The sequence below is a fragment of the Paenibacillus liaoningensis genome, assembly GCF_059609455.1.
The window spans coordinates 297065-311807 of record NZ_JCAALU010000006.1; the positions used below are offsets into that span (position 1 = coordinate 297065).

At 46.5% G+C, this 14743-nt stretch carries 13 protein-coding genes and 2 riboswitches; of the genes, 2 read left to right on the top strand and 11 right to left on the bottom strand.

Going from position 1 to position 14743, the window contains the following annotated elements:
- Positions 1–98 precede the first annotated feature (98 nt).
- The 6 genes from AC6B99_RS10895 to AC6B99_RS10920 all read right to left on the bottom strand — a co-directional run bounded on the left by AC6B99_RS10895 (position 99) and on the right by AC6B99_RS10920 (position 5595).
- Complete coding sequence (locus AC6B99_RS10895) at positions 99–1040, bottom strand: putative sporulation protein YtxC (RefSeq protein ID WP_496663338.1); 942 nt, start codon at positions 1038–1040, stop codon at positions 99–101.
- 105 nt (positions 1041–1145) lie between these two features.
- Positions 1146–2135 (bottom strand): DMT family transporter, encoded by a 990-nt coding sequence (locus tag AC6B99_RS10900; RefSeq protein WP_496663339.1) that lies wholly within the window; start codon positions 2133–2135, stop codon positions 1146–1148.
- A 132-nt stretch (positions 2136–2267) separates the two neighbouring features.
- Positions 2268–2416: riboswitch (FMN riboswitch) on the bottom strand.
- 73 nt (positions 2417–2489) lie between these two features.
- Positions 2490–3062: a hypothetical protein gene (locus AC6B99_RS10905; protein ID WP_496663340.1), complete on the bottom strand. Its 573-nt coding sequence runs from the start codon at positions 3060–3062 to the stop codon at positions 2490–2492.
- Between the two features lie 39 nt (positions 3063–3101).
- The gene (locus AC6B99_RS10910) at positions 3102–3638 is read right to left on the bottom strand and encodes a 3'-5' exonuclease (protein ID WP_496663341.1); all 537 of its coding nucleotides are present in this window, start codon (positions 3636–3638) and stop codon (positions 3102–3104) included.
- A 247-nt stretch (positions 3639–3885) separates the two neighbouring features.
- The gene (locus tag AC6B99_RS10915; RefSeq protein ID WP_496663342.1) at positions 3886–4041 is read right to left on the bottom strand and encodes a hypothetical protein; all 156 of its coding nucleotides are present in this window, start codon (positions 4039–4041) and stop codon (positions 3886–3888) included.
- A 54-nt stretch (positions 4042–4095) separates the two neighbouring features.
- Positions 4096–5595: an MFS transporter gene (locus AC6B99_RS10920; RefSeq protein ID WP_496663343.1), complete on the bottom strand. Its 1500-nt coding sequence runs from the start codon at positions 5593–5595 to the stop codon at positions 4096–4098.
- A gap of 131 nt (positions 5596–5726) precedes the next feature.
- Between AC6B99_RS10920 and AC6B99_RS10925 the strand changes: the two genes are divergently transcribed.
- On the top strand, positions 5727–6551 hold the full coding sequence (locus AC6B99_RS10925) for a MerR family transcriptional regulator (RefSeq protein WP_496663344.1): 825 nt from the start codon (positions 5727–5729) through the stop codon (positions 6549–6551).
- A gap of 128 nt (positions 6552–6679) precedes the next feature.
- On the opposite strand, the gene mqnC is transcribed toward AC6B99_RS10925, so the two are convergent.
- The 4 genes from mqnC to metA form a co-directional block, all read right to left on the bottom strand.
- Positions 6680–7816, bottom strand: a complete 1137-nt coding sequence (mqnC, locus tag AC6B99_RS10930) for a cyclic dehypoxanthinyl futalosine synthase (protein ID WP_496663345.1) — start codon at positions 7814–7816, stop codon at positions 6680–6682.
- A gap of 194 nt (positions 7817–8010) precedes the next feature.
- A complete protein-coding gene (locus AC6B99_RS10935; RefSeq protein WP_494879975.1) occupies positions 8011–9183 on the bottom strand; it encodes an aminotransferase class I/II-fold pyridoxal phosphate-dependent enzyme in 1173 nt (390 codons plus the stop codon).
- 4 nt (positions 9184–9187) lie between these two features.
- A complete protein-coding gene (locus AC6B99_RS10940) occupies positions 9188–10351 on the bottom strand; it encodes a PLP-dependent transferase (protein WP_496663346.1) in 1164 nt (387 codons plus the stop codon).
- Positions 10352–10377: 26 nt separating this feature from the next.
- Positions 10378–11295 carry a homoserine O-acetyltransferase MetA gene (gene metA, locus AC6B99_RS10945; RefSeq protein ID WP_496663347.1) on the bottom strand — a complete coding sequence of 306 codons (918 nt, stop codon included), beginning with the start codon at positions 11293–11295 and terminating at the stop codon, positions 10378–10380.
- Between the two features lie 101 nt (positions 11296–11396).
- Positions 11397–11503, bottom strand: a riboswitch (SAM riboswitch).
- A gap of 387 nt (positions 11504–11890) precedes the next feature.
- Between metA and corA the strand changes: the two genes are divergently transcribed.
- Positions 11891–12826, top strand: coding sequence for a magnesium/cobalt transporter CorA (gene corA, locus AC6B99_RS10950; RefSeq protein ID WP_494864112.1), 936 nt, complete (start codon positions 11891–11893; stop codon positions 12824–12826).
- 493 nt (positions 12827–13319) lie between these two features.
- Here the strand turns inward: corA and AC6B99_RS10955 are convergent, their stop codons facing one another.
- Positions 13320–14573, bottom strand: coding sequence for an MFS transporter (locus AC6B99_RS10955; RefSeq protein WP_496663348.1), 1254 nt, complete (start codon positions 14571–14573; stop codon positions 13320–13322).
- Positions 14574–14743: the final 170 nt, after the last annotated feature.

Consider the following 14743-nt stretch of genomic DNA (forward strand, 5'->3'; position numbering starts at 1 on the left):
TTTTATGTAGGAAGTGAAAAAAACTCGCCGTTGATCGGCGAGCCTGCAGCTAGTTTATTTGGCTAGTTCATAATGCTGATTCATATTACTGATTTATTTTAAGGCTGAGTAACACCATCATTCCATTCCCCCATTGCGTGGGAGCACAATACACAATCACTGCACACCGACACCCGGTTGTCAAAAATCGTTTCAATCGTCCGGATGACCTGCATATCGACATGCTGCGTATGAACGACAATTTGCTTCGGTGATGCAGCAATTAGCGAGCTGATGACCATATCCTCAATGTTCATTTCCGTTTCCAGCATTTCGGCTACCAAGCGATCGGAATGCGGCTTCGGCTCAAACAATTGAAATTTGTCATTATACAAAATAAATTCATGGTTGCCTTTATGAACCAAATGGACCATGGCGACCTTCGATTGCTGCAGCCCAACAAAATATTTGAGCAGCGAAATAAACTCCTGATATTGCTTATCCAGCACATATTCATCCAAGGCATATTCCACAATATCGCCTAGCTCGTGACGATATCCATGAAGTCTGAAGGTGGCGATACCGCCAAGGTCGAGCTGTGTATTTTCACTTAAATACAGTTCGATTTCCTCGGCTACCTTAAGCTTGCGGCGCTTTCTGTCCGCATCCAGAAACTTGGCATTCAAGCCATCCAGATCGGTATCCTGCATCAGCTGGCTGCAATATTTTTCGATAACGGAGATGTCCGTGGAATGGCCGCCCTGATATTTTTTCTTAATGATGCTGATGAGCATTTCCGATTCCAAATTGGTTACAACAAATTCAGCAAGCGCTTTGGCTGCACTGTGGTACAGCATTTCTCCATGCTTATTCAGTTGAAAATAAGGCGTTGCCGACTGGCACATAATGCTGCCCGCAGGCTGCAGCTCGAACTGCACCAAACGCCCCTGTGATGCTGCTTCAATATGTAGATCCTCATTCGTATATTGCGCCATTAAGGCCGCTAATCCAGCTGCCGTAGATTGAAGCTTGGAAGGCAGCGTAACGGTGAATAGTTCCATAAAAAAGCCAACCCCTTTCATTCCCCTCTAAACAGTATATGGTGCACGAAGCAACGATATACGATGAAGACATTGGGAATGAAGGGGGCTATGAATGTGCTGGATTTAAGCGGCAGCTTGTGGCTGCTGAACAGCCTGTTCATTGCTGCTGCGGCTCATAAGCCATAAGGTCAGCCAAATGAGCAGGAAGCCGCTAAGCTGCCCTAACGTCAGCGTCTGGCCAAATACGAGCCAGTTAATCAATACGCCGACGGCAGGGAAGGAAAGCTCAGCAAGCGTCGCGTATACAGCTTTAGTTGAGGAAAGCCCTTTGTAATATAGAAGCATGCTGATTAAACCTGGGAAAAAAGCTTGAAACAATAAATTGACGGCAATCAGCGACAATTGGCTGCCCTCAGCATTGAGGCTCCACGCGTCGCCACTTGCCAGCAAAATGACGCTGAGCAGCGGCAGGGCAAGCAGAAACCTGAGGGACGTCACTATGGAAAAGGACAATTTCTTTTGCAGCAAATATTTGCCCATAACGGTTGAGCCGCCCCACAATGCCGCTGCAATTATTGAGAATAAGCAGCTGAGCAAAGCAAGATCATGCAGGCCCACAGTCGGAGATCCAAAGCCGAAGGTCAGCAAATAGGTGCCTGCGAGCGCCGCCAGCAAAAAGACGAAAAACTTTCGCGGCAGCTTTTCCTTCAGCAAAACTCTGGCGAGCAAAATCGCAAATAAAGGCTGGAGCTTCTGAAGCAGCAGCACCGCATTAGCACTGCCATGGGAGAAGGCTGCGGTGAACAGCACCGTCGCTACAGCTGAGCCGCCCCAGGAAATGAACAGCAGCGCCCCGATGACGCCAATTGACAGCTTGCCGACTAATGTACGGCGGAATTTAAACAATACGGGGACTGCGTAAAAAGCGAGCAAAATATGCTCAATAAATACAATTTGCGCCGAGGTAAAGCTTTTGAGCAATAAAATACGGAACAGCGGGTCAAGACCCCAAAGTGTCGCGCCAAGCGCCACATACCATATCCCGTTAATGCCTGCAATGCGTGATGTTCGCCAGCCTGCTTTCTCGCTAGCCAGCTCTAATGTGTTCTGCAATTCAAAAACCTCCTGAGAAAGTTTTGAATTGAACCTTCTTTTCACTATGAAAAAGAAACAATGCCCCTGTCAGTAAACTGACAAGGGCATCATCAACAAACCTGATAAATGAATGTCATTTAACAAGCTGGTTCTGATCTTCTCCCGTCCGGACTATACCGTCGGCTCTGGATTCTCACCAGATCAGTCCCGGCTGCAAGCAGCTAGGAGTCGCGGGCTCTGGATGCTCCGAACGCATCCTTACCGCCGGTAGGGAATTGCACCCTGCCCTGAAGATTCATATTCGATTAAATCGTATTGTAACACAAAAGATTACAGTTTGAATAGTCTATTGGTTTGGAAATTTCAAAACTATTACTTAGCTTCCTCTTGTGAGAAGCCTAGCTCTTTTTTCAATAATTCTAAATCAGTAGTCGCTCTTAGCATAATGTCGTAAGCCACATCTGTATTAGCGTTAAAGCTTTGGAGCATTTCTGGATCACTATCTTCAAAAGCTAACGAATAATAAAACATGGCATTGGATTTGAATTTGTACATTTGCGCAAAGTCCGCTTTAATCTCAGTAAGCCGCTCTTCTCTTTCTTTCGTCAAGCCTTTAGGAATTTCAATATCTTCCATACGAATAGAGATCGAATTGTTGGTTTTTTCCGCTTTTTCAATAAGTTCTAAGTCTGGCATTTCATAGTTTGCAATTTTCAATAATTCTTTTGACACCTGCTTATTTAGGCCGTCCGCTTCTTTATCCAGCGCATTTACTTTCTCTTCAAAATTTTGAACGATAATAAGTTGCTCTTCCACAGTCCCTACACCCATTTTATGGACAAGATTATTACAGCCTCTAACTCCGGCAACCGCAAGGCATAAAACGATAACGCCAACTAGCATGGCTAGGCTGCTGCCACATCCCTTATTTCCACTATTACTCATTATAAATCGTATCCCCTCTTTACTAATCATTCATGTAAATTATTTAAATGTTAAGTGATCAAAAATTTTAATAAATATCTTCGAGATATTTCGAGCATCATCAATTCCTCTGTGATGTGTCCCCTCCAAAGGAATTTTCAGCATTTGAAGCGCTCGTTCCATTCCCACTCCCCGCTCATTTCCAATCCTTTTTCCATGTTGATGTTTGATGCTGATATGATTTCTAGTCCACTCTGCGCGAACCTTATGTAAATCACAGTCTTTCTTCAGTTGGCTTTTATCGTAAAAGCCCCAGGAACACAAAAAATAGTCTTCTTCCCCAATCCAATCTTGAAATTTATTAAAGACTTGTGGAAAATATGAGGTAGCATTAACATCCTCTTGAGAAATTGAAGTAAGTTTCTTACAAAAATCAGATAATTGCGGGTTTACTTTCGGTTTAATGAATGCCTGAAACTCACTGATCATTTCAAGTTTATCATTTATTTTAACCGCTCCGACTTCAATAATCTCGTTTTGCTTAGACCTATCATTCTCCCAACAAGTTGCTTCTAAATCAAATACAATATAGTTCATTCATTTTCCTCTTCCCCTTTTTCTAACTAATGTACAGTTCTACTTGATAGGCACTATCGAGATAATACATCTTAATCCAATTGTTTCTAAAACGATATATATCTTTATGTAATAGTATATCAAGTTTTAATAAAAATTTAAATAAATATAAAAAAACTTAAATCATCCCCATGAAATGGAGAAATGAATTTAAGTTTTTTGGGTTAGTCTATCATTTAAGCTGATCTGCTTCTAAAATATCTATCACTCAACCAACCTTCATCCGTTCCTCGTCCCTTTGCTTTAACTTTTCAAGCAGCAAATCATGTTGCATGCTGTCTTCTTTAATGATGTTTCTGCCTGCAAGAATGAAATAGGCGATCCCGCCTACCATGCATACAATCACTATTATTTGATTAATCATCTACGAACCTTCCCCTCGCCACAATTAATAACCCTACCTTGCTGCTTAACCGGATCAGGACCGAGCGGAGCTTCTTTTCTTAGAACGCGTTCTTGTCAAACCAACGCTGACCGAAGCTGCCACTAAAAATACGGTTACCCCCGCAATAATCGCGAAAAAGGACTGATCAAAAGCAGCATGGCCTGCTGCTTTTAGCGCCTCGGCAGCCTGTGCAGGCAATCCTTCTGCAACCACAAGCGCTTCATCCAAACTATCTTTCACATTGCCTGGAACTTGGAGTCCAGTAGGGATTTTCATAGTCAAAGTGTATACAAGGCCTGACATACTTCCGATGATCGCAATACCCGACGCTCCGCCCATCTCATAGGCTACTTCCTCAATCGATGCCGCCATACCCGCTTTCTCAGGGGGAGCATAGCTCATAATAGAATGCGATGCTGCTGTCATCCCTGCCCCCAGGCCTGCACCAAGGAGAGCCAGTCCAACAATCTGCCCGGCAATGCCCGAATCAAATTGCAGAAGATACACACCCATTCCCAGCGCCGCGATTAGAAGGGCGGCGCTCTTAATACGAATGACATCATAGCGATGCAGAATCGATCCAGTCAGCGGACCCGCAATGAGTGCTGCTAGCGGTATGCTTAACGTATACAGCCCCGCTAGAAGCGGACTCAGGCCTTCCACCAGTTGAAGACGCTGGGTCACCATATACTGAACCCCCATCTGCGCAAATGTACCTACCAAAGCCGTAATAAATGCAGCCGAGAAACCATTTATTTTAAATAGCGAAAGATCAATAAGTGCATTTTCATTTCTATTTTGCCGACGAATAAAGATGATTAAAGCCACGATGCCGATAACAGCCCCTATGACCGCAAAAGTCAGCGACCCTTCGCGCCGAGCAAACTCTTTAATGGAATAGATAATGGCTACCATCGCTATCATAATTTGAATCGAACTAATTAAATCCCACTTCTTTTCTTTATTGCCCGGATGATTTGGCACATATAGCAGTGTCAATACAAGTGCAATAATGGCGATAGGAAGGTTAATTAAAAACACTGAACCCCACCAGAAATGCTCCAGAAGAAGTCCGCCTACGATGGGACCTAGCCCTGCACCTCCAGAAGCAACAGAGCCCCAAATGCCGATTGCCAATCCAAGCTCGCGTCCATCTGTAAAGGTAATTCTGATAATCGACAATGTGGCAGGCATCATCATGGATGCTCCGACGGCAAGCAGAACCCGTCCCGCCACTAGCACATAGGGAGCGGGAGAAAAAGCGGCAAGTAGTGAAGCGGCAGTAAAGACGAGCAAGCCGGCGGAAAAGATTTTTTTATGCCCCCAGCGGTCGCCTAATGTTCCCATTGCAGGAAGCAGGCCCGCCATAACGAGCGAATAGCCATTCAAAATCCACAATTTTTCCGATGCGGACGCACCGAGATCGTGGGTTAAGCTGGGCAATGCCGTATACAGGATGGTCATATCCATCACAATAAGTAAAAGTGCGCTTGAAACGATAACCAGAACCAACCAACGTTTGAATTTAGACATGTTATTCCTCCATGAAACCAAGTTAACTTGCTTCAAACACTAAAGTATCGGGTTACCCTATAGTCAACCTTAAATTGTTAGGCTACAATAGGGTTGATTCATTTTGTTAGCTTATAACGGAGGAATGAACGATGTTCGAGAGCCGCAGCTTATATCTTACGACCAGCGAATTTGCCAAAACTTGCGGGGTTACCAAACATACCCTGTTTCATTATGATGAGATCGGGCTTTTAAAACCAGAATATGTAAACTCAAAAGGTTATCGTTATTACTCCGTTCAGCAATGTTACGTACTGGATATTATCAATGTACTGAAAAAAGCGGGGAGCTCCCTACAGGAAATCAAAGGGTTTATTCAGAATCAGAACACTCCTCTGTTCATAGAACTGCTCAAACAGAAACTGCATGAACTAGAGATGGAACAGATTAGAATACAAAGGATGCAAAGACTTTTGAAAGGCGCCATCGAAATGTCGGAGCAAGCTGCAGGATTACTTCAAGAGGGACCGTCAGTGGCGGAAGGTGAAGAGGAATATTTTATTGTCACACAACTGGAACAGGGTGATGGTGACAAGGAGTTTGCTCACAAATTAAATGAACATCGCAGCTACTGTGAAATTCACTTGATTGAGACCGAGTTTCCGATTGGGACTATTTTAGGCAAGGATCATTTTGAATCAGGCGATTATTATGGGGACTTCATTGCCAATAAGCTAAAAGCTCCGATAGTAGGAGATCGAATAATCATCAAACCCAAGGGGCTTTATGTTGTCATGAATCATCGAGGATCTTATGAATCGATGTCCGAAACGTACGCTATCATAAAAACTTATATGAAAAAAAACGGCTTGGCCATATGCGGAAATGCGTACGCGGTAGAAGTGCTCAGCTACCTTTCGGTAAAAAATCCGAACGACTATATTATACAAATATCGGTTGAGGTATCTGAAGTGTGAAATGCTGCTTTAGAGGCAAGAACACAAAAACGCTTGTCTAATATCTATCCTGTAACGGATAAAATATTAGACAAGCGTTAGTAAGTTTAATTACCGAAAATAGCTCCGAATTAGCTGATCGCTACAATCTAATTCTGCATCACAAAATCCTGCTCAGCCTTATCGCTTTCATTGTACATCCGCAAAATTTCATAGCGCGTATTGCGCTGCGCCGGAACTTTACCCGCTTCACGAATAAGCTTCAATATCAGCTCAATGTTGACCTTATGCGTCGTGCCCGCAGCGGACACTACATTTTCTTCAATCATTGTGCTGCCGAAGTCGTTGCAGCCATAGGCTAGCGAAAGTTTACCCATGTCAGGTCCCATCGTTACCCAGGACGATTGCAGGTTGTCAATATTGTCGAGGAAAATACGGCTTACCGCGACAATTTTCAAATATTCCTCCGGCTTCGCTTTCTCCATCGGCATTCTCGTATTGTCTGGCTGGAACGGCCAGGAAATAAAGGCTGTAAACCCTTCGGAGTCGTAGCCATTCGCTTTGCATTCATCTTGAACGTCACGAATGCGCAGCAAATGCAGGGCGCGCTCCTCCATCGTTTCTCCAAAGCCATAAACCATTGTAGCCGTCGTATTCATGCCATGGCGATGAGCCGACTTCATCACGTCGATCCAGTCCGTATAAGAGCCCTTCTTACGGCTGATTTTACGGCGTGTACGGTCATCGAGGATTTCCGCGCCGCCGCCTGGCAGCGAATCCAGTCCCGCCTCATGCAGCTGGCGAACAACCTCATCCAGCGACAATCCATCTGATACTTCCTTCATCTTCTGTATTTCCGCAGGCGAGAAGGAGTGCATCGTAATGTTCGGGAAGCGCTGCTTGATTTCCTTCAGCAAATCCGTGTAATAAGTAAAAGGCAGATCCGGGTTCGTTCCGCCCTGCATCAAAATTTCGGTTCCGTTAACGTCAATCGTTTCTTGAATTTTGTTCATAATCGTCTCGTTATCGAGCACATAGCCCTCTTTGGAGCCTGGGGCACGATAAAAGGCGCAGAACCTGCAATAAACGTCGCACACATTCGTGTAGTTGACGTTTCTTCCTACAACGAAAGTCGTTACAGGCTCGGGATGCTTGCGCAGCATAATTTCATTCGCGACTTTACCCATTTTCTCAATCTCGTCGGATTCGAACATAATAATACATTCTTCCAAGCTGATTCGTTCACCCCGCAGGGCCTTATCCAATATCTGGTCCAACGTTGCCATTACGCAAGACCTCCTTATCTATAGCTGTAGTTTTGATGTTGCGCTTTTTTTCACAAACTAATTAAGTATAGGCCAATTTTATCATACTATGCTCATATTCGTCATCTTTCGTTTACAGTCATTATAGCCGCTAAAAAGGAAAAACACGGCTTGTCAGTAATGACAGCCGTCTTTTCCTCCACTTTACGAGGCTGTTAGCCGCGCAAAGCCTGATCCAAATCTGCGAGCAAATCGTCGATATGCTCAAGGCCTACCGAATAACGGACAAGACCGTCCGTTATTCCGCGTTCATGGCGCACTTCCTTCGGCATTGCCGCATGCGACATCATGGCCGGATACGATAAAATGCTTTCTACGCCGCCCAGGCTGACAGCTACAAGCGGCAGCTTCACACGGCCAAGCATCGCTTTCGCCCGCTCGCCGCTGCCCACATCAAAGGACACGACTGCGCCATAGGCGGAGCATTGCTGTTCATGAACCTCACGGCCCGGATGATCGGCAAGGCCAGGATAATAAACCTTCGTTACCTCTGGATGGTCATTCAGCCATTCCGCCAGCTTGCGCGCGCTGCGCTCGCTATGCTCCATGCGGGCTTGCAGCGTCTTAATGCCGCGCATAAGCAGCCAGCATTCATGGGAGCTCAGTACAGCGCCGAGGCCATTTTGCAGCTGATACAGCCTGCGTCCCAGCTCTGGATCAGCCGTTACAGCAAGGCCCGCAAGCACGTCGCTATGCCCGCTCAGAAACTTAGTCGCGCTGTGCACGACTATATCTACTCCAAGCTCTAGCGGACGCTGGTAATAAGGCGTCATAAACGTATTGTCCAGAATCGTCAGCAGGTTATGCTCCTTCGCCCACGAAGCCACCTCCGAAATGTTGGTGATTTTCAGCGTCGGGTTGGAAGGGGTCTCGATAAATACCGCTTTCGTATTTGCTTTATATGCCGCTTTAACAGCTGCAAAATCCGTCATATCGACGAACGTCGTTTCCATGCCTAAACGGTTCAGCACTGTCGTAAGCAGACGGTATGTACCTCCGTACACATCCTCTGTCACAATTACATGGTCACCCGCCGACAGCAGCAGGAATGTCGTTGAAATCGCCGCCATGCCGGATGCAAAGGCAAAACCTCGCGTACCGCCCTCCAGCAGCGCAATTTGATCCTCCAGCGCCTGCCTGGTCGGATTGCCGGACCGGCTGTAATCGTAAGGCGGATTTTGGGACAAATCGCTTTGATGGAACGTAGATGCCTGAAAAATCGGGGTACTGGATGCACCCGTCTGCTCATCAAAGGATCCTTCAAAATGAAGCAATTTCGTTGCAAAATGACGCTTGGCATATTCCTCTTTGTTATGTCTGTCGCTCATGCTGCTATACCTCCCCAATCTCTTGCTTAGCTGCGGCAAGCGCCTGCTCCAAATCGGCAATCAGGTCATCTGCATGCTCAATGCCAACAGAGAAGCGAAGCAATTTATCATCAACGCCGACTGCAAGGCGAATTTCTTCAGGAATATCGGCATGCGTCTGCACAGCCGGATAGGTCATCAGCGATTCAACGCCGCCCAAGCTCTCAGCGAAAGCAATCAACTCGATATGGCGCAGAATGGGTTCAATGTAACGGGCGTCCTTCACGCGGAAGGAGAAAATGCCGGTATTGCCCGAAGATTGGCGGTTTTGCACCTCATGTCCGGGATGATGCGGCAAAGCCGGATAATAAACCTCTTCAATAGAAGGATGCTCCAGCAAGTAGTTGGCGATTTTAGTTGCATTATACTCATGACGCTCCATCCGCAGCGCTAGTGTTTTCATGCCGCGCATTAACAGCCACGAATCCTGCGGTCCGAGAACGGCGCCAATGGAGTTATGCAAAAACGCCATTTCCTGCGAAAGCTCTTGTCCCTTCGTCACAATAAGGCCAGCGAGCACATCATTGTGGCCGCCCAAATACTTAGTCGCGCTGTGGACAACGACATCTGCCCCCAGCTCAATTGGACGCTGGAAAAACGGCGTCAGCAGCGTATTGTCTACAATCGTCAGCAGTCCTTTGGACTTCGCCCATGATGCGACACGCTCAATGTCGGTAATCATCATTAACGGATTGGTTGGCGTCTCGATTAGTACCGCCTTCGTATTCGGTGTACACAGCTCGCTCATCGCATCAATATCGTTCGTATCCACGTAGGATGCTGTAACGCCATATCTCGACATAATCTTCTCCAGCAGGCGGTAAGTGCCGCCGTACAGATCAAGGGATACAATTAAATGATCGCCTTGGTGAAACAGGCCGAATACCGTTTGCAAAGCGGCCATGCCTGAGCTGCATGCGAAGCCAGCGTCGCCAGACTCTAGCTTGGCAGCTGCCTCTTCCAATACGGCACGGGTAGGGCTTTTTGTACGAGCGTAGTCAAAGCCTGTGCTTTGTCCAAGCTTTGGATGGCGGAATGCCGTCGCCTGATACACGGGGAAGCTTACGGCTCCGGTTTCCGTATCCTTTTGCGAACCAATTTGCGCTAATTCACTTTCGATTTTCAACATGGGCTGTTGCTCCTTCTATTATATAGTTAGATGTTTGCTCCCAAATCAAATGGCGTCTGCTGGTACACGTAATAGTTGAGCCAATTCGAGAAAAGCAAATTCGCATGCGCCCTCCACGAGGAGTACGGTATCGCTTCCGGGTTATCACCCGGGAAATAGTTTTTCGGCAATGCAATGTCGAGCCCTTTCGCCTTGTCGCGGTCATACTCGTTTTTCAATGAGAAGGGATCGTATTCCGAATGTCCGCTGACGAAAATTTGACGGCCATCCTTGGAAGCGACAATGTAAACGCCCGATTCCGCCGATTCCGACAAAATTTCCAGACGTTCAACCTTTTCAATATCTTCGCGACGCACTTCCGTATGACGGGATTGCGGCACGAGGAACGCTTCATCAAAGCCGCGAAGCAGCTTGACGTTCTGCTTCTCGATCGTATGATGAAACACGCCGAAAATTTTATCATCCAATTCATATTTCGGAACGCCATAATGATGGTAAAGTCCTGCCTGCGAGGCCCAACATATATGGAAGGTCGAAGTAACCCGCCGTGCGCTCCAGTCCATAATGTCCTTCAGTTCCTCCCAATAGTTCACGTTTTCAAAATCAAGATGCTCGACAGGAGCGCCTGTAATGATTAAGCCATCGTAAAACTCATGGGAAATTTCGTCGAACGTTTTGTAAAAGGCATGCAGATGCTCGTAGGACGTATTTTTCGACGTATGCGTCTTCGGACGAAGCAGCACAACCTCCACTTGCAGCGGCGTGTTGCCGATCAAGCGCAGCAGTTGGGTCTCCGTCGTTTCTTTCTCAGGCATTAAGTTCAGAATCGCTATACGCAGCGGCCGAATATCCTGATGGTAAGCAACGCTTTCGTCCATGACGAAAATGTTCTCACTGTTTAATATTTCTTTGGCTGGCAAATGGTCAGGAACTTTAATTGGCATGCAGAATCACTCCTTTAATGAGATTATCAGCATTCCCAAATATAAAAAGACCCTTTCTGTCGAGAGAAAAGGTCGTTTGCTCAAAAAATAAGCGGTCGCCTCTCTCATCTCTCAGAAACATCGAAATGTCTCCGCAAGAATTAGCACCGTGCTTACGCCGGTTGCCGGGCTTCATCGGGCTAGTCCCTCCGCCTGCTCTTGATAAGAAAGTAGTTCTATTCAATTATGGAATTGCTGCTTATAAGCCTACTTTAATGGATTCGGGCAGGCGCGTCAAGCCTGTGAACTGCATATACTATAGAAGGCTGATCTTTCGGCTTCATTTACGGTTTTTTCGCTTGAATGTAAAGCTGCTGCGGGAGTATACTAGACAAGGATTGAAACGCCGAGTGAAAAAATTGGTGTTTTTTATCCCAAAATCCACATGATAAAGGAGTGCATACGGACATGGAAGGCGACCGACCAAGGCCTGAACACAACCGAATATGGCGGCTGCCCAGCCACTGCGTAATGCGCCCTGTTTTTCTATAAATAACAGTGCTCTGTGCAAGCGGCAAAGGCGGCCTCCTGTCCATTTCAGAGAGGAGATGCACAGATGAAAATCCGTCTGGTCAACAACGGCTTGTTTACACCTATTGAAGATATTGCTGATACACTCATTCCATCGCCGGAGGGCTTTTATTGGATTGATGCCGATGTGGAGGATTTGGCTGTATTGCAGCCGCTGTTCCACATGCATGACCTCGCGGTAGAGGATTGTCTCACCGAGGAGGAGCAGCGCCCTAAGATCGAAATTTATGAAAGCCATTATTTTATCGTAATTAACAGCATTCGTTTTGATGATGAGGAAATTTTCCTGCGCGCGCTGAACATTTTTCTCGGCCGCCATTATATTATTACCGTTACGAAGCAAAAAATTAATGAGCTGCGCTCCCTGAAGCCTGTCCTGTGGGAGCAGGAAGTCAGCCGTCCCGATTATTTTTTATACAATCTCGTCGATATTGTCGTCGATAACTACTTCCTTGTCGCGGATCGAATCGATACGCGGATCGAAACGCTGGAAGAAGATATATTAATGCACACGAAAAAATCGCACCTGAACGAAATTATCGGTTTGCGCGGTGAAATTTTGTGGCTCAAGAAGGTGCTTGGTCCGCAGAAGGACGTTATTGCTACGCTGAACAAACGCGATCTTAAGCTGATTGATGATCAGCTGCAAAAATATTTTAGCGATATTTATGAAAATGCCGTCAAAATCGCCGAGACATTTGATACGTTCCGCGAGCTGATGGGCAACTTGCGAGAAGCTTACCAGTCCAGTATATCGGCGCGAGCCAATGAAATTATGCGCGTGTTTACCGCGATGACGACGATATTCATGCCGCTGACCTTCATAACCGGTATTTACGGAATGAACTTCGACTTTATACCCGGCCTGCATATGCGAGGCGGATCGTATATTTTGCTCGGCATTATGCTTGCGCTGGGCTGTGGGATGTTTTTTATTTTCCGCAAAAAGGAATGGTTGTGACCGTAGGGCACAACCATATAAATGCTATTAAGACCTTGTCGTAGAAGCCTGATGGAAAAGATCCGTCGCTGCGTAAAAAGTTTGGATTCCGGGATGCCTCTGCATTTTTCTGAATGGATACCGCGCTGCGGTAAAAATGCAGATGCAAAGGCGAACGCTGCGCTCCTCCATCTCAAACCTTTTACTCCGCTCGCCTTTTCCATCAGGCTTCTACTTTTTTTACGGCTTAAAAGCTTTTATTTGCTTTTGTGCCGGTTATTTATGGAGTGCATTCGCTTTTTTTACATAGGCTCATGACCAACCTCGATTACAAAATCATCGTACAAACCCCAAATCTTATGCTGCAAACTCCCCTCCTATTGCTGTAAAAAATCATCGAGTCATGAATATGTACTTAGGTAATGCTGGCAGCAGCTTTATAGTTCTTTTGAAAATAAAACGCAAAGCCCGGCGGCCAGTCCTTTTCATTGGATTAGCGCCGGGCCTCGTATGTTCATGCTTCAGCTGCCCCATCATCCCCTGCCAGCGCCTCTGCTCTGCCCTTCGTCAAATTGACGAACATGAGCAGCACAATGCCGATGACGAATAACGCAATTAGCGAGAGGATGGCGATACGGGTAGAGCCTGTAACCGTCGCGACCACCGAGAACAACAGTGGTCCTACGACGGAGGAAAACTTGCTGGACAGCGAGAGAAAGCCAAAAAATTCACCCGATTTGGACGGCGGCACCATACCCGAATAAATCGAGCGCGAAATCGCCTGGCTGCCGCCCTGCACGACGCCAACCATAATCGCGAGCAAATAAAAATGCAGCGAGGTCGTCATAAAATAACCTAAAATGACAATAACGACGTAGAACCATAACGACACATATAACAGCTTTTTCGAGCCAAAACGCGCGGCCAGTCTGCCAAATACAATCGTACACGGAAAACCGACAAACTGCGTAATTAATAGCGCCTTGATCATATCATCCGTATTAATGCCGATCCCTTGGCCATAAATCGTTGCCATAATAACTACCGTATTAATGCCATCGTTGAAAAATAAAAACGAAGCCATATATTTAAGAAGCTCCGGATATCGCTTAAGCGTTCGCAGCGTCCCGCGCAATCGCGTGAAGCCTTTGCCAAGCGCGGTGCCGAAGCCAACTTTGACCTTTTTCACAGGCTCCTTGACCGAACGAAGCAGCGGCAGCGAGAACACAAACCACCAGATGCCTACCGTAATAAACACCATTTGGGTCGCAAAGGTTTTGGTAGGGAAACCGAACAGCTCGAAATTTTGAAGCATTAAAATATTAACTAGCAGCAGCAAGCCGCCGCCCATGTAGCCATAAGCGTAACCCCGCGCGCTCACGACATCCCTGCGCTCCATCGGCACGCCGTCCGCCAGCAGCGCATCATAGAAGGTGTTCCCTCCTGCAAACCCCATCGTTCCTATAATGAGCAGGATGGAGGCGAGCAGCCAGTCCCCCTCCCCAACAAAAGCCATCGCTGCACAGGATGCAGCTCCCATTAGCATAAACATCGTCAGAAATTTGATTTTGGAGCCCATATAATCGGCAACTGCGCCCAAAATAGGCGACAGCACCGCTACGAACAGCATCGCAATACTTTGGGTGTAACCCCAATAGGCTTCCGCCTTCGTACCTGATAAATTAGACGCTGCCACACCTGAATAAAAAATCGGCATGACGGTCGCCATCATCGTTGTCGCAAACGCCGAATTGGCCCAGTCGTACATGAGCCAGCCTCTTATTGCTTTCCTGTCCAGTCGTAACGCCTCCCTAAATATGTACCTTCGTCCAACACACTTCGACAACGCCACTTCATATCCTCTTTAAATAATACGTAAAGCTTCTTCTCCTTTTTGCCGTTGTGCCGGATTTGCTTTATAATAGTAAGCAAAGCTAT

Excerpts from the sequence above, each read along its gene's own strand:
- AC6B99_RS10895 (WP_496663338.1), bottom strand. The coding sequence starts at position 1,040 with ATGGAACTATTCACCGTTACGCTGCCTTCCAAGCTTCAATCTACGGCA.
- AC6B99_RS10905 (WP_496663340.1), bottom strand. The coding sequence starts at position 3,062 with ATGAGTAATAGTGGAAATAAGGGATGTGGCAGCAGCCTAGCCATGCTA.
- AC6B99_RS10910 (WP_496663341.1), bottom strand. The coding sequence starts at position 3,638 with ATGAACTATATTGTATTTGATTTAGAAGCAACTTGTTGGGAGAATGAT.
- AC6B99_RS10915 (WP_496663342.1), bottom strand. The coding sequence starts at position 4,041 with ATGATTAATCAAATAATAGTGATTGTATGCATGGTAGGCGGGATCGCC.
- AC6B99_RS10920 (WP_496663343.1), bottom strand. The coding sequence starts at position 5,595 with ATGTCTAAATTCAAACGTTGGTTGGTTCTGGTTATCGTTTCAAGCGCA.
- AC6B99_RS10925 (WP_496663344.1), top strand. The coding sequence starts at position 5,727 with ATGTTCGAGAGCCGCAGCTTATATCTTACGACCAGCGAATTTGCCAAA.
- mqnC (WP_496663345.1), bottom strand. The coding sequence starts at position 7,816 with ATGGCAACGTTGGACCAGATATTGGATAAGGCCCTGCGGGGTGAACGA.
- AC6B99_RS10935 (WP_494879975.1), bottom strand. The coding sequence starts at position 9,183 with ATGAGCGACAGACATAACAAAGAGGAATATGCCAAGCGTCATTTTGCA.
- AC6B99_RS10940 (WP_496663346.1), bottom strand. The coding sequence starts at position 10,351 with ATGTTGAAAATCGAAAGTGAATTAGCGCAAATTGGTTCGCAAAAGGAT.
- metA (WP_496663347.1), bottom strand. The coding sequence starts at position 11,295 with ATGCCAATTAAAGTTCCTGACCATTTGCCAGCCAAAGAAATATTAAAC.
- corA (WP_494864112.1), top strand. The coding sequence starts at position 11,891 with ATGAAAATCCGTCTGGTCAACAACGGCTTGTTTACACCTATTGAAGAT.
- AC6B99_RS10955 (WP_496663348.1), bottom strand. The coding sequence starts at position 14,573 with ATGTACGACTGGGCCAATTCGGCGTTTGCGACAACGATGATGGCGACC.